This is a genomic window from Actinomadura terrae, from assembly GCF_022751215.1.
Taxonomy (GTDB): domain Bacteria; phylum Actinomycetota; class Actinomycetes; order Streptosporangiales; family Streptosporangiaceae; genus Spirillospora; species Spirillospora terrae.
Genome location: NZ_JAICDG010000001.1, coordinates 525,576 through 545,007, shown reverse-complemented (window position 1 = coordinate 545,007; position 19,432 = coordinate 525,576). Strand labels below are relative to the sequence as shown.

Annotated in this window: 14 protein-coding genes and 1 riboswitch; of the genes, 3 read left to right on the top strand and 11 right to left on the bottom strand. The window is 73.0% G+C overall.

The annotated features are described in order from the left end of the window. Positions 1 to 261 precede the first annotated feature (261 nt). Positions 262 to 391: riboswitch (cyclic di-AMP (ydaO/yuaA leader) on the top strand. 7 nt (positions 392 to 398) lie between these two features. Beyond that, positions 399 to 1,430, top strand: a complete 1,032-nt coding sequence (locus K2F47_RS02345) for a C40 family peptidase (protein WP_242900983.1) — start codon at positions 399 to 401, stop codon at positions 1,428 to 1,430. A 27-nt stretch (positions 1,431 to 1,457) separates the two neighbouring features. On the opposite strand, the gene K2F47_RS02340 is transcribed toward K2F47_RS02345, so the two are convergent. From K2F47_RS02340 to K2F47_RS02330, 3 genes are read right to left on the bottom strand one after another with little or no spacing between them, the layout of a single operon-like run. Further along, positions 1,458 to 1,850, bottom strand: coding sequence for a (deoxy)nucleoside triphosphate pyrophosphohydrolase (locus K2F47_RS02340; RefSeq protein ID WP_242902536.1), 393 nt, complete (start codon positions 1,848 to 1,850; stop codon positions 1,458 to 1,460). A gap of 32 nt (positions 1,851 to 1,882) precedes the next feature. Continuing rightward, positions 1,883 to 2,674, bottom strand: coding sequence for a Mut7-C RNAse domain-containing protein (locus tag K2F47_RS02335; RefSeq protein WP_308198353.1), 792 nt, complete (start codon positions 2,672 to 2,674; stop codon positions 1,883 to 1,885). A gap of 46 nt (positions 2,675 to 2,720) precedes the next feature. Next, on the bottom strand, positions 2,721 to 4,028 hold the full coding sequence (locus K2F47_RS02330; RefSeq protein ID WP_242900982.1) for an amidohydrolase family protein: 1,308 nt from the start codon (positions 4,026 to 4,028) through the stop codon (positions 2,721 to 2,723). A gap of 62 nt (positions 4,029 to 4,090) precedes the next feature. On the opposite strand from K2F47_RS02330, the gene K2F47_RS02325 reads away from it, so the two are divergent. Continuing rightward, positions 4,091 to 4,624, top strand: a complete 534-nt coding sequence (locus K2F47_RS02325; protein WP_242900981.1) for a MarR family winged helix-turn-helix transcriptional regulator — start codon at positions 4,091 to 4,093, stop codon at positions 4,622 to 4,624. 138 nt (positions 4,625 to 4,762) lie between these two features. Then, positions 4,763 to 5,215: a guanyl-specific ribonuclease gene (locus K2F47_RS02320; protein WP_242900980.1), complete on the top strand. Its 453-nt coding sequence runs from the start codon at positions 4,763 to 4,765 to the stop codon at positions 5,213 to 5,215. A 65-nt stretch (positions 5,216 to 5,280) separates the two neighbouring features. On the opposite strand, the gene K2F47_RS02315 is transcribed toward K2F47_RS02320, so the two are convergent. The 8 genes from K2F47_RS02315 to ychF all read right to left on the bottom strand — a co-directional run bounded on the left by K2F47_RS02315 (position 5,281) and on the right by ychF (position 19,355). Continuing rightward, positions 5,281 to 6,327 carry a C40 family peptidase gene (locus tag K2F47_RS02315; RefSeq protein WP_242900979.1) on the bottom strand — a complete coding sequence of 349 codons (1,047 nt, stop codon included), beginning with the start codon at positions 6,325 to 6,327 and terminating at the stop codon, positions 5,281 to 5,283. Continuing rightward, on the bottom strand, positions 6,324 to 6,974 hold the full coding sequence (locus K2F47_RS02310; protein WP_242900978.1) for a hypothetical protein: 651 nt from the start codon (positions 6,972 to 6,974) through the stop codon (positions 6,324 to 6,326). The genes K2F47_RS02315 and K2F47_RS02310 overlap by 4 nt, the downstream gene beginning before the upstream one ends. After that, positions 6,974 to 9,628 (bottom strand): type IV secretion system protein, encoded by a 2,655-nt coding sequence (locus tag K2F47_RS40390; RefSeq protein WP_272496411.1) that lies wholly within the window; start codon positions 9,626 to 9,628, stop codon positions 6,974 to 6,976. Before K2F47_RS40390 ends, K2F47_RS02310 begins: the two co-directional genes overlap by 1 nt. Further along, positions 9,625 to 12,114 (bottom strand): ATP-binding protein, encoded by a 2,490-nt coding sequence (locus K2F47_RS02300; RefSeq protein ID WP_242900977.1) that lies wholly within the window; start codon positions 12,112 to 12,114, stop codon positions 9,625 to 9,627. Before K2F47_RS02300 ends, K2F47_RS40390 begins: the two co-directional genes overlap by 4 nt. Before the next feature lie 145 nt (positions 12,115 to 12,259). Then, positions 12,260 to 16,291, bottom strand: a complete 4,032-nt coding sequence (locus K2F47_RS41920) for a TcpE family conjugal transfer membrane protein (RefSeq protein WP_504911678.1) — start codon at positions 16,289 to 16,291, stop codon at positions 12,260 to 12,262. Positions 16,292 to 16,365: 74 nt separating this feature from the next. Further along, the gene (locus K2F47_RS02290) at positions 16,366 to 16,644 is read right to left on the bottom strand and encodes a hypothetical protein (RefSeq protein WP_372490830.1); all 279 of its coding nucleotides are present in this window, start codon (positions 16,642 to 16,644) and stop codon (positions 16,366 to 16,368) included. A 72-nt stretch (positions 16,645 to 16,716) separates the two neighbouring features. Beyond that, on the bottom strand, positions 16,717 to 17,721 hold the full coding sequence (locus K2F47_RS02285; RefSeq protein ID WP_242900974.1) for a conjugal transfer protein: 1,005 nt from the start codon (positions 17,719 to 17,721) through the stop codon (positions 16,717 to 16,719). Between the two features lie 542 nt (positions 17,722 to 18,263). Next, the gene (ychF, locus tag K2F47_RS02280; RefSeq protein WP_242900973.1) at positions 18,264 to 19,355 is read right to left on the bottom strand and encodes a redox-regulated ATPase YchF; all 1,092 of its coding nucleotides are present in this window, start codon (positions 19,353 to 19,355) and stop codon (positions 18,264 to 18,266) included. Positions 19,356 to 19,432: the final 77 nt, after the last annotated feature.

Below are 19,432 nucleotides of genomic sequence, written 5' to 3'. Positions count from 1 at the left end.
TTGCGTGAGAGTTCGGGAGTCGCCGCAGACGCGCGGCACCCCCTAGTCTACTTGGCCCCGCGCGCGGCCCCACCCCCGCAAGGGGTTCCGCCCGTCACACCGGGCCGTTCCGGGGACGTGGCGGGGTCGTCCCCCCGCAGAAGATCGGCGCGAATTGGCCAACTTTGCCGATCCTTTGTAATCTCCCTGAGATCCGGCCGTCCGGAGCGCCCCACCCCCCGGGGCCTGCGGCCGGAGCGCCGAGTTCGTCGCGGCGGGGCCTGCGAGCGCGGGCCGCGCGGCGCGGAGCCGGGGACCCAGGAGTTCCCGGGGTGAATCGACCCGTGGGTCGTAGGGCGCCTCCTGGCCCGAACCCGTCAGCTAACCCGGTAGGCGCGCAGGGAGAGGAGAACCCCGGCTTGACAGCCGATTCCCACCACCGGCGCCGCCGCGCGCCCGTCGCCGTCGCGGCCACCACCCTCCTGATCGGCCTCGGCGCCACCGCGCCGCTCGCCGCGCACGCCGCGCAGCCGTTCGGCGCGCCGAACGCGGCACCGGTCGCCGCGCCGGTCCCGACGCCGCTGCCGACCTCGGAGAAGGGGCTGCGGCAGAGCCTCGACGCGCTGAACACCGAGGCGGAGAAGCTCACCGAGCAGTACAACAAGGCGCGCGTCGACCTGGACCGGGCGAGGAAGTCCGAGCAGGCCGCCGCCCGCGCCGCCGCGACGCTGGAGGCGCAGACCGCGCCCGCGCGCGAGCGGCTCGGCCAGATGGCCGCCGCGAACTACATGAACGGCGGCCCGAGCGCGATGTTCGGCGTGAGCGGCTCGACCGACGGCCTGTCCGACGGCGCGTACCTCACGCAGAGCCAGGCCACCGCCGTGGCCTCGTTGCAGAAGCAGATCGACCAGGCGAACCAGGCCAGGCGCACCGCCGAGGCGAAGACCGCGCAGGTCCGGCAGGCGACGGAGCGGGCCAAGGCCGCCCGCGAGGCCGCCCGGCAGAAGGTGGCGGAGGTCACCAGGCGACTCGACAAGCTGACCACGACCCACGTCAAGGACCCGCGCACCGGGCTCTCGGCCACCGTCAAGGGGTCGGACCTGCCCGCCAAGATGACGCGCAAGGCCCTCACCAAGCTCGGCTCCCCCTACGTGTGGGCCGCGGCGGGGCCCTCCTCGTTCGACTGCTCCGGGCTCGTCGTCTGGGCCTACGCCCAGGTCGGCAAGTCGGGCCTGCCGCACTACACCGGCGACCTGCTCGCGATGGGGCAGCGCGTGTCGCGCGGCTCGCTGCGCTCGGGCGACCTGGTGTACTTCGGCGCCAGCGTCCACCACATGGGGATCTACCTCGGCGGCGGCAAGTTCCTGCACGCCCCGCAGACCGGCGACGTCGTCAAGATCTCGAACCTGTCCGACCGCTCCGACTTCGCCGGAGCGAACCGCATCACGTGACCCGCGTCGCGGGTGTGCTCGGCCGGGTCAGGGGGCCTGCTTCAGCCAGCGGTCGAGCTCGTCGATGACGGGACGGTCGCCGGGCAGCCAGTCGACGTCGTAGAGCTCGTCCGGGGTGAGCCAGCGCAGCGCCAGGTGCTCCAGCGCGCGGGGCTCACCCTCGACGATCTCGGCCGTCCACACCCGCAGGAGGCTGCGCTCGCTGAGCCGCCAGTCGCCGCCGACCCGGCGGTCCAGGCGGATCCCGATGTCGAGTTCCTCCTTGCACTCGCGGACGAGGGCGTCCTCGTCGGACTCCCCCGGGTCGACCTTGCCGCCCGGCAGCTCCCAGCCGCCCGCCATGTGCGGCGGCTCGGCGCGCTGGGCGGTCAGCAGCCGTCCGTCCGAGATGATCGCGGCACCCACCACGACGAGGTCGATCGCCACCAGCCCCCTCCGGCTCTCCGTTCACTTCATTCTGAGACGTTCGCGGGGGCCGCTCCGGTTCCGGTCGTACCGTTATCGGTTGGACGGACATCCGCGACGACGCGCAGCGCTTCCCGGACGATCTCCTCCAGGTGCCCGCCGTGCGCGCCGCGCCAGTACACCTGCCCGCAGTCGACGCAGCGCCCGTAAACGTCGTAGCTGCGGCGGGTGCCCGCCTCCAGGTCGCGCTCGACGTCGCGCTTGTCGACCTCGGCGAGCGGGCCGTTGCAGGCGGTGCAGCGCGTCCACGGCGCGAGGACGGGCGCGAACCGCTCCAGCAGGTCGCGGAGCTGGTCGTCGGGCCGCGAGCCGCGCACGTACGCGCCGAACCACAGCGCGCGGCGCCGCAGGAGGCCGCGGTCCTGGGTGAGCAGGACGCGCCGCTCCTCGTTGGCCTGGACGACGAGCGCCGGGTCGTCCATGTCGTTGTGGTAGGCGGTGTCGAGGCCGAGCAGCCGCATCCGCCGCGCGAGCGTGCCGAGGTGCACGTCCAGCAGGAAGGGGGGCGCGGCCTGCCCCGGCTCCAGCGGGACGGGCTGCGGGCGCGGGACGGCCTCCACCAGCACCTCGGCGCCCACGTCCGGACGGGCGGACGGCGCCACCCGCTCCCCGCCGACCGTCATCGGCCCGACCTCGGGCAGCGGCACGCCGAGCGACTCCACGAGGTGCCCCAGCGTCGAGGTCCCGTCGTAGGCCACCCGGCACGCGGCCCGGCGCCGCGTCGCGGGCAGGAACATCAGCAGTTCGTCGGCGATCCGAATGCGTATTTCGGGCTCCACGCCGTCAGCATGCCACGCGATCCCGACGATTCCCTCCGGATTATCGTCAGGCGGCCGTGAGGCGACCGGCCGACGACTCCAGGGTGGCCAGCAGCGCCGGGACGTCCTGCCCCAGCAGCACGCCGCCGCGCTTGACGATCCGCCCGCCGACGAGGACGGTGTCGACCTCGCGGGTCCCCGCGTACTGGACCACGGCCGCGATCGGGTCGTGGGCCGCCGCCATGCCCAGCGTGTCGGTGCGCAGGACGAGCAGGTCCGCCTGCTTGCCGGGGGCGAGCGACCCGGTCACGGCGCCGAGCCCGGCGGTCTCCGCGCCGCCGATCGTCGCCATCCGGAGCACGTCGGACGTGGTGAACCCCATTCCCGCGCCGTCCGGGCGTCCGCGCTCCAGGACGTGGGCGGCGGTCATGACGCCGAACATGTCGCCGGGGCCGCTGACGACGGTGTCGGCGCCGAGCCCGGTCGGGACGCCCGCCGCGAGCGACCGCCCGGTGGCGGCGGGGCCGATGCCGAGGGCCGCCTCGACGCCGGGCGTGACCGACACCGTCCCACCGGAGGCGGCGATCCGCCCGAGGTCGTCGCCGGCGAAGTAGTTCGCGTGGACGTACATGGCTGGGTGGTCCAGCAGGCCGTTGGCGTCCAGGAACGCCATCCCGCGCGCGGCGCTGTCGGCGCCGTGGCCGCCCATGTGGACGGTGACCGGCAGGCCGAGGTCGCGGGCCACCCGCCACTCGCGCAGCGCGCGCTCCGGGGTCGTGAGCTCGGGGCCGAGCGCGGCCATCGCCATCGTGAGGAGGCCGCCGGAGGTGTCGAAGTACGCGCGGCGCACGCGGGTCGTCTCGGCGGTGAGGGCGTCGAGGTCGCCGTCGCCGAAGTAGCAGTAGCCGAACACGGCGCGCGCGCCGGACGCGCGCAGCGCCGACACGCTCGCCTCGGCGTGCTCCGGACGGTGCTGGATGTGCGACCAGTCGACCACGGTCGTGATCCCCGAGTCGAGGCATTCCAGGGTGCCCGCGAGCGTCCCGGCGTAGACGTCGTCCGCGGTGTGGCGCGGGGCCATCGCGCCGAGGACGCGCTCCAGATAGGCGGGCAGCGTCCCGTCGGGCAGGGCGGCGCGGATTCCCGCCTGCCAGACGTGCCGGTGCGTGTCGACGAAGCCGGGCAGCACGATCCGTCCGGACGCGTCGATCACCTCGGCGTCCGGCGGGAGGGGCGCGGCGGCGGAGGAGGCCAGGTCGGGGCCGACGGCGGCGATCCGCCCGTCCTGGACGAGGACGTCGGCGCGGCCGAGCACGGTGGGCGCGGGCTCGGTGTCGATGACCAGGCCGTCGCGCAGCAGGTATGTCGATGCCATGGCCGAAAGCTTAAAGAAAAGCTTTTTAGAAAGCAATCTGGTGGACGAGTATCCTCGGGCGTGTGCACGACGGCGAGGTTTCCCCTGATGGCCCCCAGGACGAGGTCGACGCGCTCGCGCGGGAGTGGCGCCGGAACGGGATCTCCGAGCCGCTCGTCGCGATGCTGGAGGTCGGCAAGCGCGCCGCGCGGATCGGGCTGATCGTCCAGCAGGCGCTGCGCCCCGGCCTCGCCGAGTACGGTCTGACCTACGCCGAGTTCGAGGTGCTGACCGTCCTGCACCGGGCGGGCCCGCCCCACCGGCTCCGCCCGAGCGACCTCACCGGCCCGGCGCTGCTCACCTCCGGCGGGACCAGCAACGTCCTGCAACGGCTCCAGAAGGCCGGCCTCGTCGAGCGCGAGGCCGACAGCGCGGACGCGCGGAGCCGGTTCGTCCACCTCACCGAGGACGGCCTGCGCGTCACCGAGCAGGCGATGGAGATGTCCGCCCGCGTGCACGAGGAGGTCATGGCGGGCCTGCCGCCGGAGACCGTGCGGGCGGCGGCCGACGCGCTCCGCGACGTCCACGTGGTGATCGGCCGGCGCCGCTTCCGCTGACTGTCCCCGTCACGTCCCGTCTTGGACGGCGCCGGTCCTCGGAGCGGTGCCGAACTCGCGGTGACGCCATCGGCAACTTCCCCTGAATTGCCCCGTCCCGTCGTGACGGGCGGGCCCCTCCCGGGTGACACTCACCGTATGAGCTCCCCCCGCTACTCCACGTTCCGTCCTACACGGTTCCGCCGCGCGCTGCTCCTCGTCCCCCTGCTCGTCGCTGGGCTCGCCGGGCCGGCCGCGCAGGCCGCCGCCACGACCACCGTCCCGGCTCCCGCCGCCGTCACGACCGTCCGCGTCGAGGCGATCGCGCCGATCTGCGAGACGCGGCTCCCCGACCAGGCCGACGACACCATCGCCCTCATCGACAAGGGCGGCCCCTACCCCTATCCGCAGGACGGCACGGTCTTCCAGAACCGCGAGGGCCTGCTGCCCAAGGAGCCCAAGGGCTTCTACCACGAGTACACGGTCAAGACCCCGGGCAGCCCGGACCGCGGCGCCCGCCGCATCATCACCTCGGGCGACGAGGGCCACGACGGCATGTACTGGACCGCCGACCACTACCGCACGTTCTACGACATCGACTTCGGCTGCTGACCTCCCCGGAGGCCCTGGCCCGTCGCGGAACGGGGCGTCGCCAGCCGGCCTCGGGGCCCAGGGGCCTACTGGGCCGCCAGCTGGGAGACCTTCTGGCCGAGGTCCTTGCGCGCGAGCGGACGGGTCGTCCCGACCCAGTTGGCGCGCTTGTAGGGCTTCACGCCGATGGCCGGGACGCACGCCGAGCAGCTCGCCACGATCATCTTGCCACCGCCGATCACCATCCCGACATGGCCGGGGTTGTTCGCCGACGTCCCGGGCCCGGAGTTGAAGAACACCAGGTCGCCGGGCTGCTCCTTGCCCTTGTCGATCTTCACGCCGAACGGCCACTGCTCGAACGTCGTGCGCGGGATCGCCAGCCCGACGGACCGGTAGGCGGCCTGGAGCAGGCTGGAGCAGTCCCACGCGTCCGGGCCGTTCGCGCCGAACACGTACGGCTTGCCGCGCTGCGCCAGCGCGAACGAGATGATCCGCTTGACCAGCTCGCCGGCGTTGGCGGGCAGCTGGTTGTCCTGGCACTCGACGCCGTTGGACTGGACGATGTCGAAGTCCCCGCCGACGTACTTCTTCGACCAGTCCAGGACGAGGTTCACGTAGTCCCACGAGTGGTTGTACATGAAGATCGCGGTGCGCATCCGCTGCGGGGCGCCGTTGTGCTTGAGGTAGGCAGCGGCCGTAGGGATGGCGTCGGCCGGGTCGTAGCGGTTCTTGCGCCCGTCCTTGTTCCCGTCCACCGCGAACGACTTGAACGTGGGGTCGAGGAACTGCATCGGCCCGCCCGCGCCCGCGTAGTTCTCGCCGCTCCTGACGCCCGGGAGGTTGGACGTGCCGTGCCCGGTCTCGACCTTGCCGATGCCCGCGAGGACGTTCCACGGGATGCCGTACTGGGACCCGGCCTTCTTGTAGAGGTCCAGGTAGTTCGCGGGGATCGCCCTGGCGTCGGTCGCGGCGGCCGGTTGCGCGCCCGCCTGCGCCACGTCCACGCATCCTCCCGCGCCGCCGCCGAACACGAGCTGGCCGCCGCCGAACAGGACGGGCACGAACAGCATGGCGATGAACAGCGTCGCGGCGGCGCCGATACCCCCGGCCGCCAGCAGCCGCTTGGGCGTCATCCGGTGTCACCCGCCTGACCGGTGTCGGCGGGCTGGAACGCGTACACCTTCAGCGAGCCGCCGTCGCGGGCGACGGTCACGGCCCACTGCTTGCTGTCGCCGCCGTTCTTGCCCGCCCGGGTGACCTGCTGCCTGCCGGTCACGAGGAAGATGATCGAGTTGTCCTCGATGTCGCGGACCCGGTCGAGCGTCGCCGTGCCCTGCGCGACGACCTGCTCGCGGCGCCGTTCGTCCTGGATGCCGGGGGCCGCGGCGCCGCGCGCGAGCTCGCCGCGCAGCGCCTCGGTGACGAGCCCGGCCAGCCGTCCGACGTAGACCTGGGGGTCCTCGTCGAAGCGGTAGGTCCCGTACGCGGCGACGAAGCGCTGCGCCAGGTCGGCCGCCGTGGCGAACTCCTGCCGGGAGAACGGCAGCAGCCGGTACACGTCGAAGTCGTTCGGGTTGACGGAGGTCTGGATGCCCGCCGGCGGCGACGCCGGACCGGTCGGGCCCGTGCTCGGGGTGGACGCGGCGGCGCTCGGCCGGTCGCTCGCGCCGCCGGAGTCGCCGTCATCGGGCGCGGCGATCGTCAGGTAGACGCCGACCGCCGCGAGCACCGCCACCAGCCCCCCGAACAGCAGCTTGCGCTGTCGGTCGTTCAGGTTCATCACTCGTCCCGATCACCGGAGTCGCCGTCCACCGGACGCAGCCAGAACGGGATCGGCGGGCCCTCCTTGGAGGCGCCGCGTCCCCACAGCGGCGGGGGTCCGCCCGAACCGCCGGAGCCGCCGGTCTGCCCGCCGCCGCCCGCGCCCGGACGCGGCCTCGGCACGCCCGCCGCCGGATCGGCGAGCCTAGGCGCGCCGCCGCCCGAACCGGACCCACCGCCCGAACCGGAGGCTCCACCGGACCCCGACCCGCTGGAGCCGGATCCACCGTTGGAGCCCTCACCGCCGCCCGAGAACCAGCCGCCGCCGTCCCCGCCGCCGGAGAACCAGCCTCCGCCGCCGTTGGAACCGCCGCCGGAGCCCGCGCCGCCCCCGGCCCGGCCGCGTCCGCGACCGCCGCCGGGGAACCAGCCGCCGCCCCCGGCGCCCTTCCCGTTGCCGTTGCCCTCGGACCCGCCGCCGGAGCCACCGGACCCGCCGGAGCCTCCCGAACCGCCGCCCGAGCCGTTGCCGCCGGACGCGCCGCCTCCGCCGGAGGTGTCACCGCGTCCCGTCCAAGATGTGGGACGGGCGGTACCCGCACCGGCCCCCACCCTGGAGCCGGAACCGGCACCCGCGCCAGAGCCGGCACCCGTGCCCGTGCCGGAGGACGGCCTGCCGCCCCCGGTCGCCGCGGCGCCCGAGCCCGCGCCCGCTCCGCCGCCCGCACGCGCACCCGCCAGCCCGCCGGTCCGCGGCGGTGCGGCGCCGACCGAGTCGGCACCGCCGTTCGAAGGCCCGCCCGCGCGGGACGGCAGGTTCAGCGGGGGCGCGCCCCGGCGGGACCGGCCACCCTGCGCCGCCGCCGCACCGGAGGACGTGCGGGGCCTGGCCGCGAGCACCGGCGCCTCGTCCGGCGAGGGCGCCTCGCCCGCCCCGGGGGCGCCGACGGCGGCGGCCCTGCGGTCCGCGCCGACGACCACGCCGCCGCCCTGGCCCTCGGCGGCCGCAGCCGCCTCGGAGGTTCCCTCGCGCTTGGTCCAGCGGCCGAGCCGGTACCCGGCCGCGCCGGGCATCACCGCTCCCGCGACCGACGTCGTGCTCCGCCGCGCCTCGGTGATCGACTTGTCCAGCTGCGCCTCGCCCTTCTCCCGCGCCCCGACCGCCGAGTACCCGACGGCGGAGAACAGGTGCTGGAACGGCTTGCGGTAGATGAACGCCGCGAACGTCACCAGCGCGATCAGCAGGATCTGCAGGCCCCATGGCAGCGTCTCGCCGAGGATCAGCCCGTAGGCCCACAACAGCAGCGACAGGACCCCGATGAGCGCCGCCTGTTTCAGCAGCATCGACAGCAGCAGCTCCAGCCATCGGACGGCGATCACCCGTCCGATGCCGGGATGTATCCCGATGCCGAGGAAGATCGGCCCCGCGACCAGCAGCAGCAGGAAGGCGATCTTCACCACGATCAGCGCGATCGCGATCACCATGATCAGCAGACCGGCGACCAGCGCCGCGAACAGCCCGCCGAACGCGACCGCCAGCCGGTTCTGCCAGTTCCGGCCCTGGAAGAGCGAGTAGCTCCCGGGATGGTTCTCCTTGATGTCCTTGGTGACGTCCTTGTAGGCGTCGGCCTTCTTCCCGAGATCGACCTTCTGGCCGCCGTAGGTCTCCGGCATGTCGACGGCCTGCGACCACAGCAGCCGGTCGGCGTTGTCCTTGACGATCTTGGCGTTGGGGTCGGTGGTGCCGAACTCGCCCTGCAACCAGGGCTTGCAGACCAGCGCCACCCACAGGCCGTTCGCGTTGCGGGTCGTCGCGTCCAGGTTCTGGGACGCGGCCGGGTCCTGCTTGCCCTGCGGCGGCGGCACGCATCTGCCGCCCTTGGTATCGCTCTGCGGCAGCGCCGCGTTGAACGCGGCGCTCGTCGCCTCCGACACCTTCGTCCCGAGCGTGGTGAAGTCGGCGGGCCGCGCGACCAGCCAGATCAGCGCCACCATCGCCGCGACCATCCAGATCACGCCCTCGGTGACCTTGCTCGCCCGCCGCCGGACGAGCCCCCACCAGGCGAGCCACATCGCGCCGAGGATGACCACCCACGACCAGTACCGCGCGTTGAACGTCTTGCCCATGCCGCTGATGACGCCGTCGACGGTGTCCTTCAGCCAGCTCAGCAGCGACTCCGACGCCGCGGCCTGGTAGACGCTGATCGTCGTCCGGTCGATCGCCCGGACGAGCGTGAACGTGGTGTTGGCGAGGGCGTTGCCCATCATCGCCATCGCGTCCGAGCAGCCGAGGTCGACCGCGTACCAGGTCTGCCCGGCCGTCCCGTAGCGGTCGTAGTAGGTCATCTGGTCGACGGGCGTCTTGCGCAGGCGCTCGTCGGGATAGTCGGGCGGCTTGATGAGGCCGTCCGTGCCCGAACCGTACTGCTCCGGCGACGGGTTGTCGGCCGGACGGCACGCGTCACTCGGACCCGGCAGCGGGATCGACGCCGACGCCGGCGACACGGGGCTGACCAGGAACAGCGCCATCATGATCAGCAGCAGCACCGAGCGCCGGGTGCGCGGACGGCGCGGACGGCGCGTACGGTTCCGCCGGGATCGGGGGGCTGGGGGTTCGAGCCCTTCGCCGGGGGAGCGCTGTAGGCGCGCCATCCGGTCGCGGGGACTCCTCATCGACGGACCTCCTCGGCCTTCGCCCCCGCGGTGGTGAGTTCGGACGCGCCCGGATGCGACCGGGTCGGGTTGGTGTCCAGCCAGCGCCGCAGTTCCTCGGATATCAGGTCGACGCCGATGCGTCCCGCACGGCCGTCGAGGTCGCGGAAGATGCATTCGCCGTTGCCGAGGTTGCGCAGCACGGCCTTGTGCTCGTCAGACGCCTCCACCCCGAGAAGCGACATGACGTCGGCCACCTCCACCCGTTCGGTGGAGCGGAAGCAGAACACCGACGACAGGCAGTTGGTCACCTGCTCGTTCAGCAGGTCGCCGGCGTTCTGCGAGACCAGGATCAACGCGGTGTTGCGGGACCGCCCCATCCGCGACACCTCGGGCACGAGCTTCGCGCCCTCGGGTGTGGAGGTGATGGCCCACGCCTCGTCCAGGAAGATGGCCTTCGGCAGCCGCCGGTCGAGGCCGTGCATGAGGCGCCGCGCGAACTGCGACACCAGGTACATCAGCGCGACCGACAGCCGCTGCTCGTAGGAGTAGTCCTCGCGGTTGATGGAGACGTCGGGCAGCGTGAGCCCGCCGAGCGTGAACACGGTCGTCCAGCCGGCGCTGTCGATGCGCTCGCCGCCGGACGGGTCGAAGCACAGCCGCGCGAGCCGCATCTCCGACATCGAGCGCAGCACCGCGCCGAGGTTCTTGGACGCGGGGTCGGCGGCGGCCTCCAGGTGGTCGACGACGCGGCCGAGCGAGGGGCGCTCGCCGTTGGCGACCGCGCCGACCGCCTGGATCATCGCGGACTCGCGCTCCTCCGACATGCGCGGCAGCAGCAGCCGCAGCGTCTCGGTCGCCATCGTCTTCTTCGCCGCGAGGTCGTCGCCGAACGAGAACGGGTCGAGCAGGCCGGGCGCCGCCGACCCGAGCGGCAGGACGCGCGCCTTGCGCCCGCGCGCCCGCAGCAGCTCCACCAGCGACTCGGCGTCGCCCTTCGGGTCGATCGCCGCGACCGTGACGCCGCGCAGCGCCATCTGGTAGATCAGCAGCAGCGCGAGCGTGGTCTTGCCGCCGCCCGGCTCACCGGTGATCGCCACCGCCGTCGGACGGTTGCGCGCCGCGGCGACCAGCGGGTCGAAGTGGACGATCGACCGGGCCCGCCCCAGCGTCTCGCCGATGTAGGGGCCGATCCAGCCCTCGTCGTTCTCGTCCGGGCGGTCGCCGAGGTCGACGGTCGCGACCGGCATCCCGCCCGCGATCGTCCGCAGCGGCTGGCGCTGCGCGTAGGCGTTCAGCCGGATCCGGTCGCCGGGCAGCGACTCCAGGAACAGCGAGAACTGGTCGCCGGTCGAGTTGACCACGTCGATGCCGATGTCGCGGTAGTGCTCCACCACCGCGTCCACCCGCTGGGCGAGCAGGTCCTCGGTCGGCGCGGACACGATCAGCCGGTGCCACCCGTACACGAACGGCAGCCGCTCCTTGGTGATGCCGTGCTCCAGCATCCGCGCCGCGTCGATCTGCTCCGCCAGCGCGATCGGCGCCTCCGCGCCCGCCTCGCGGATGTGCTGGTCCATGTCGCGGGCGTGCGCGAGCTTGCGCGACACGTCCTTGGACGCCTTGGCCGGCGGGACGAGCTTCATCCGCGCGCTGACCTCGACGGGGAACGGCAGCGCGTCGGCGTAGTGGAACCAGGGCTCGCCGTCCGGGAACGGCATCGCGTCGGGGAACCGCGCGAACGACAGGTAGGCCACGTAGGACGCGGCGGTCGCGCCGCCGCCCGCGCCCGTGAAGTTCGGCTGCTCGACCCGCAGGTAGGAGCGCCCGTTGTGGATGGCGCCCTCGACCAGCGACTCGATCTCGCCCTTGCCCCACGTCCGGCGCGGCACCGCCGAGGGCGGCGGGTCGGCCAGCGACCCGGTCACCGCGTGCTGGAACAGCCACGCGACCTCGGTGGCCGTGGCGTGCCGCGCGTACAGCGCCGACCCGCCGAGCGCGCGCCCGATCCGCTCGGCCTGCTCCGTCCAGCGCGCGATCTCCCGCTTGTCGACCGCGTCGTCGTGCACGCCGAGGACGCTCTCGCTGCGCTTGTAGAACCCGAGGAGCTGCGACAGGACGCCGCCGGACAGGTGCGCGCCCATCCCCCGCGGCCCGAGCCGCACGCCGAGGTAGACCTCCTTGGTCCAGAAGTCCTTGGCCCACACGTGGGCGTAGGTCTCCTCCAGGTACTCCCGCCATCCGGACCCGGCGTCGGACGTCCGGTCCAGCGCGAGCGCCCACTCCGCCGCCGGATACGTCCGGTGCGCGATCCGCAGGTGGATCTCGGCGTCCTGCATGCGGATGCCCGCGAGCGCGATCGTGATGTTGGTGGCGAGCGCCTCGCGCTCCTCACCGGTGGTGAACTCATACGACACCGTGGGCAGCCGGAAGTAGGCCCAGGCGGCGTTGTCGGTGAGCAGCACGCGGTCGTCGAAGTACCGCACCGCCAGCCGGCTGGCCTTGCTCATCCCGTCCTCCCGACCACTGATTCTCCCGGTGCCCCGCGCCCGGTGAAGGGCTGCCCGGGGGAGTGTTTGACGTCCGGACGGCCAGCAAGATCAGGCGCGCCCGCAAGGGACGCGCGTGCCGTCGCTGCATGCCCGCGAGGGGCGCTCATCGGGTGGCCTCCTGCTCCTGCTGAAGCTCCTGGTAACGCTCGGGCACGACGGTAAAGCCGCCGGCGACCACGCCGGCGAGGGCAAGATAGGCACGCCGCGTCGGCGCGCGCAACGACTTCAGCTCGTTGCGGGGGGCGCGGTCCATGCTGAGGTGATCGTCCCACGGGATGCGGACGAGCGCCCGGCAGCGGCCCCGCGCCACGGCCTCGGCCTGCTCGACGTCGTCCATGCTGCGGCGGCTGACGCCGTTGATGACCGTGACCGCCCGGGACCGCAGCTCCTCGTAGCCGTGCCCGTCCAGCCACTCGAACGTCATCGCGACCGCGCGCGGCGCGTCGGCGCTGGCGGGCGCGACCAGCACGATCTGGTCGGCGTAGGGCAGCACCCGCGCGACGACGGCGGCCGCCGCGTCCAGCAGCGTCACCGAGTAGAACTTGTCGATCGTCCGGATCGCGAGGGCGTAGTCGCGGTCGTCCAGCGCCTGGAGCGGGTTCTTGCCCGCCGCCACCACGTCGAGGCCGGACTTGGCCTGCGAGGTGTACCGGCGCATCGCGGTCAGGCTGCCCACCTGGTCGGCGCGCGTGATGAGCCCGGTGAGCGTCTCGTTGGTCTCGCTGCGCGTCCGCCGGGCGAGCGCCCCCGGGCCGGGGTTGACGTCGATCGCGACGATCGGCTCCCCATTGTGCTGGGCGAAGGTGTGCCCGAGCATCAGCGCGGTCACGGTCTGCCCGGCACCGCCCGTGCATCCGAGCACGACGATGTGGCGCGTTCCCTGGAACGGCTGCTGGAGCCGCATCTGGTAGTCGCCGTCGACGTCCCCGTGTCCGCCGCCGACGGCCTGGATGAGCCTCCGCAGACCCCCCGCCGTGACCTCGTGCTCCGGATCGGGCGGCGTGATCGCGGGCCCGGACGGCGGCGGCGCGGGCGGCGGCGGCAGCGGCCTCGGCCGCACCGGCGACGCGGGCCCCGACCGTACCTCACGCGGCGGCGCCTGCTCGTCCGGCGACGGCTGCCCCTGCGAGTACGGCACGGCCCCATGCTGCTGAGGCGGCGCCGGCGCCTGAGCAGCCGGCGCCTGCGGAACCGGCGGCTGCGCGGCCGGTGCTTGCGGAACCGGTGGCTGAGGCGGCGCGGGCGGACGGGGTTCGCCCGGACGCGCGGGCTTGGACAGCCCCTTCGACCACGGCTTCGGCGGCTCCTTCCGCGGCGGTTCGGCGGGCGGCCGCGCCCCGAACGCCCCGGGCACCATCGGAACGTCCGGCCGAGTGATCGGAGGCTCCCCCGGCTGCTCAGGCGCGGGCGGAGTGTTCTTCCACCCCGCGACCTTCTTGTCGCCGGGCTCCCCCTGCGACGAGCGCCCCGCCCGAGGCGACGCGGCAGGCCGCTGCCCCCGCTGAGGCGCCCACGGCCCGCCGCCGTCGCCCTGACTCTCCCGAGCGGGCACAGACGGCCGCGTCCCCTCCGGAACGCCCTGACGACCCCCAGGAGCAGCCTCGCTGGCCACAGGCTCGCGCGGAGTGGCCTGCGGCGCAGGCCCCCATGGGGCAGACCCGCCTACGTCCGCCCCACGCCGCCCGGATTCAGCATCCCCGAACCCTTGCGGCGCGCCCCCCTGCGGCCCGACCTCACGCGGAGCGGACTCACGGGACAAAGGCTCACGCGGCGCGGCCTCGCGTGGCCCCGGCTCACGCGGCACGGCCCCAGATTCGCGCGGCGCGGATTCGCGTGGCCCAGGCTCGTGGGGCGTGGCTTGGGCCGCAGGCTTACGCGGAGCGGACTCGGGCGGCGCGGACTCGCGTGCCTCCGACCCACGCGGTGCAGGCTCCGTCGACCACGGCTCTCGGGGCGCAGACTCAGGTCCCGCAACCTCACGCGGAGCCGACTCAGGCGGCCTGACCACGCGCGCTGTGGCCTCACGGGGCGCAGCCTCGCGAGGCGCGGCCTGGCCCGCAGACTCACGTGCCCCCGGCTCACGGGCGGACGACTCGCGCGGCGTGGACTTGCGCGACACCCACCCCTCCGCTTCCGTCCCACGCGACCCAGACTCGCGAGAAGCAGACTCAGACGACTCGGACTCGCGGGGCGCGGACTCCTGGGCCGCAGGCTCTTGGGGAGTGGCTTGGGCCGCAGGCTCGCGCGGAGCGGACTCGGATGGTGCAGGCTCGCGTACCTCCGACCCGCGCGGTGGAGCCACAGGCGACCATGGCTCTCGGGGCGCGGACTCAGGTGCCGTGACCTCGCGCGGCACGGAGCCAGAGGACCCGGATTCGGGGGGCCTGACCTCGCGCGGCGCGGACTCATTGCGCACAGGCTGGCGGGGCGGGGCCTGGGCCGCAGGCTCACGCGGCCCCGACTCAACCGGGCCGGACTCGCGTGGCGGTGCCGGGCGCGGCGCAGACTTGAGAGACCAGGGCTGGTGAGGCGCAGGCTCACGCGTCCCAACCTCGCGAGATCCCGGCTCGCGAGGACTGGGCTCAGAGGGCTCGACCTCGCGCGGTGCGGACTCGCGGGGCGGCGCCTGGGCTGCGGGCCCGCGTGCCTCCGGTTCACGGGGGGAGGGCTCGCTCGACCCGAACTCAGGAGGTGCGGCCTCGCGCGGTCCCGAGCCGCTAGGAGCAGGCTCGGACTCGCGGGATGCGGGCTGCTGGGCCCCAGGCTCGCGGGGAGTGGTTTGGGCTGCGGGCTCGCTGGCCTCAGGCTCGCGCGACGCAGACTCGGCTGTCTCCGACCTGCGCGGTGCGGGCTCAGGTGACCACGGCTCTCGGGGCGCGGACTCAGGTGCCGTGATCTCGCGCGGCACGGAGCCAGAGGACCCGGATTCGGGGGGCCTGACCTCGCGCGGCGCGGACTCATTGCGCACTGGCTGGCGGGGCGGGGCCTGGGCCGCGGGCTCACGCGGCCCCGGCTCCGGCGGGGCGGGCTCGCGGGGCGTTGCCTTGCGCGGCGCAGACTTGGGAGACCAGGGCTGGTGGGGCGCAGGTTCACGCGGTCCCACCTCACGCGATCCCGATCCGCTAGGGGCGGGATTAGACGGCTCGGCCTCGCGCGGTGCGGATTCGCCTGGCTCCGAGTTGCTCGGCGCAGGCTTGGACGACCAGGGCTGGTGAGGCGCTGGCTCGCGCGGGCCGACCTCTCGGGGTCCCGGCTCGCGAGGAGTGGACTTGGATGGCGTGGGCTCGTGGGGGGCCGGGGCGTGGGGTTGCGGGGTTTGCTGGGCGGGCGGTTCGGGCGCGTGTTGTGGGGGGGTTGCCTGCCAGAACTCGGTGGGTTCGCCGGGGCGGCGGACGCCGGACGCCAGGGCGCGTTTGCCTGAGCCGGGGGCCTCCAGGTGCGGGGTCGCCGGGGGGCCTTCCAGGGTCGGGGAGCCTACGAGGACGTCGTCCTCGTGGGAGATGTCGCGGGTGGTGCGGCGCCATGGCTTGGGCGGGCGAGGGGCCGCGACGGGGACGTCTGCGACCGGGACGCTCTCGGCGGGGGCGAAAGGGGGTGGCGGGGCGGGGGCGGCCGCGCGCTGGGCGGCGTATACGGCCAGGGGTTGGGGGGCCGGGGCCGCGGACGGGCGCGGGACGACCGGGGCCGCGGGGGCGGGGGCCACCTCGGGTTCGGGGGCGGCCTTGCGCTTGCGGCGGCGGGATTTGGCCGGGTCGGGCGCGGGCAGGGCGGGTCGGCGCCAGACGCGGGCGACGATCACGACCTCGCGGGGTTCGCGGATCGGGGTGAGGCGGCACCAGGTGCGGGGCTCGGCGAAGTAGCGGCTCTGGGAGAGCAGCAGTTCGGTGAGGCGCTTGCCCTCGATGACCGGCCGGGTGGCCAGGAAGGTCAGGACGGCCGGGGGGACGATGTAAAGGACGTGCCAGGGCGACTCGAAGGGGATGCCGACGAAGCGCAGCAGCACGATCCAGGGCACGAACACGCCCGCGAACACACCGATCTGGACCAGCGGCAGCGGCATCGGAAGCCGCAGGTCGTACAGCTTGTAAAGCCGCTTCTCGATGCGCCAGATGCTCGTGTACGTGCGTAGTTCCACGCCCCTACTCCCCTAGCACAGTGTCGTCTGCCGGGCCGCGGACGGGGGGCCGTCCGAGTCCGCCGGTGTGGAGTTCAGCTGACGTCCACTCCCAGGGCCTTGGCTATCGCCTTGGCCGTGGTCTCGATGATGTTCGGCACGTAGAAGACCACTCCGATTCCGATCGCCAGGACGATGAATTGTACGAAACGCGTGATCTCGCGCGTGAAGAGGAAGAAGATCGCCACAATGGAGACGATCACCAGGAACAGGGGGCCGAATATCTGGCGGAGCCAGTCGGCGAGCTGGTCGGTCTTGAGTTCGTCATTGTTCTGTGTCGGCGCCGCCAGGAGTTCGTGCGGAATCGACGCCATGACGTGGTGCAGCATCGATGGGCTACCTTCCTCGGTCGGCGGTTGTGTCGGGGGCCGGTTCCGGCTGTCGTCTCATGACGCGTTCGTTTCCGTGGTGCCGCGGATGTCTCGCACGAGCCAGGTCGTTCCCTTCTTCATGATGAGCTGGTAGCTCTGCTCCAGCTCACCGCCTCCGGTCAGCTGCCACACGACCGTCGCGGTGACGGTGCGCTCACCGGCGGGTCCCTTCGGCGCCACCACCTCCTTGACCTGCACGAAGGTCACGGTGCTGGCCAGACCGGTGATGGTCGTCCCGTCCGAGAAGCGTGACAGGGCCGACTGGTTGCTGGAGGCGTAGTTCTGGAAGAAGGTACCGAGGAACGGCTGTAGTTCGGCCTCGAGGGCGGTGTCGCGGTCCTGGACGCGGTCCTGGGGAAGCTGGGCCTTGGTGGGCGGGGGAAGCAGCGCCGGACGCGCGGACACGACCAGCGAGCCCGCGTTCTCGGCGTAGACGGGGACGGCCAGCCGGAGCCATTTGTCCTGGCTGCGGGCGAGCAGCGTCACGGTCGCGTTGTGGGCGTCGCGGGCGTCCACCCCGGCCACCTGAACCGATTGCACCTGCAATCCGCCGACGCGGTTCCAGCCGAACTGGGCGTCGGCGCCGTCGGGCAGGAACGGGCGGAGCTGCGCCTCGCGGGACGCGGCGTATTTCTGGTCGAAGTTCAGGTAGACGCTGGCGAACTGGAGCGCGAACGCTCCGGCGGCGCTGGTCGGGAACTGCGCGTTCTTGCCGGGCTTGGGTGCGCTCGGGGTCGTGGTCTCGTCGGCGGTGAAACGTTCGAAGGGCGCGCGGATGCCGTTGACGAGGATGACGAGGATGACGGCCCACAGGATCGCGCGGCCGACCCAGACCCACCAGCGTCCGCCGGAGCCGCCCCAGCGTCCGGCGCGGGAGTCGCCGCCGGAGCGTCCGCGGCGGCGGTCGGGGCCCGGCATGTCCCACGGGTCGGCGGAGGAGGCGAGCGCCCGGCCGGGCGCCGGCGTCTCCTCCACCACGGCGGTGTCACGGCCGCGTCCAACGGCCGACCTGCGAGCCATCCTGCCTCCGCTCGCGCCTCGCCCCCGGTCGGCGCGGTCATGTGTGCCTGGTCGTGTGCTGGGTGGCCCTTTCCGAACCCACCCCGGGCCCAGCGTAACCACGAGCGCCAATTGTTCCAGCGCATCGCGGCGAAGCACAGCCCCGGCACGCGGTTGTGGATAATGCAATCCACCTCAGCAGGAACTGGGAAGATTGCCAAACGGTGACGATCCCCTATCCAAGCCTCCGAACGGAGCGCGGGAGGGGGAGGCGGACAAGCGTCCCGGATCACGAGTTGGTTGGTTACCGCGTGGCGAACCCGGCCGGAATCTCTTCCCCAAGGAAACCGGCAAACTATCCATCTCGGGACATATCGCAACAGAACACCCAGCTCGGGATGGGTGTCCGTATCGCACCACATGCAACACCCGTCACACCGAACGCACAAGCCCCGCGCGCACCGGCGGTGGCGCGGGGCCCGAAGAGGAAGCACGAGCCTCGCAGAAGAGGCGCCAGGCTCGCAGAGGGGGCGCGGTGCTCGCGGCGGAGGCGGGCCGAGGGGTCAGACGTTGAAGCGGAACTCCACGACGTCGCCGTCCTGCATGACGTAGTCCTTGCCCTCCATGCGGACCTTGCCCGCCGTGCGGGCGGCCGCCATGGACCCGGCGGCGGTGAGGTCGTCGAAGGAGACGATCTCGGCCTTGATGAAGCCGCGCTGGAAGTCGGTGTGGATCACGCCGGCGGCCTCGGGCGCGGTGTCGCCGGTGCGGATCGTCCAGGCGCGGGACTCCTTCGGGCCCGCGGTCAGGTAGGTCTGGAGGCCGAGGGTGGCGAACCCGATCCGGACGAGCTGCGACAGGCCGGACTCCTCCTGCCCCATGCCCTGGAGCAGCTCCAGGGCCTCGTCGTCGGGCAGCTCGATCAGTTCCGCCTCGATCTTGGCGTCCAGGAAGACCGCCTCGGCGGGCGCGACGAGGTCGCGCAGGCGGGCGCGGACGGACTCGTCCGGCAGCTCGTCCTCGTCGAGGTTGAACACGTACAGGAACGGCTTGGCGGTGAGCAGGTGCAGCTCGCGCAGCAGCGCGAGGTCGATCCCGGCCTTCTCGGCGCCCGCGAAGAGCGTCACGCCCTCGTTCAGGAGCTCCTGCGCGGCGGTGACGGCGCCGACGACCGCGAGCTTCTCCTTGTCCTTCTTGGTGCGGGCCTCCTTGTCGAGCCGCGGCAGCGCCTTCTCGATCGTCTGGAGGTCGGCGAGGATCAGCTCGGTATTGATCGTCTCGATGTCGCGGGACGGGGCGACCTCGCCGTCCACATGCGTGACGTCGGGGTCCTCGAACGCGCGGATGACCTGGCAGATCGCGTTGGTCTCGCGGATGTTGGCGAGGAACTTGTTGCCGAGGCCCTGCCCCTCGGACGCGCCCTTGACGATCCCGGCGATGTCGACGAACTCCATCGTCGCCGGGATGATCTTCTGCGAGCCGAAGATCTCCGCCAGCACGCCCAGCCGCGGATCGGGCACCCCGACCACGCCGACGTTGGGCTCGATGGTCGCGAACGGGTAGTTGGCGGCCAGCGCGTCGTTCTTGGTCAGCGCGTTGAACAGCGTGGACTTGCCGACGTTGGGCAGCCCGACGATTCCGATGGAGAGGCTCACGGCCGTCAAGTTTATGGGCCCGGCCCGCCTCCTCCAGACGGCGAGCCGGGGAACCCGCCTCGCATGGTCCGCCCGGC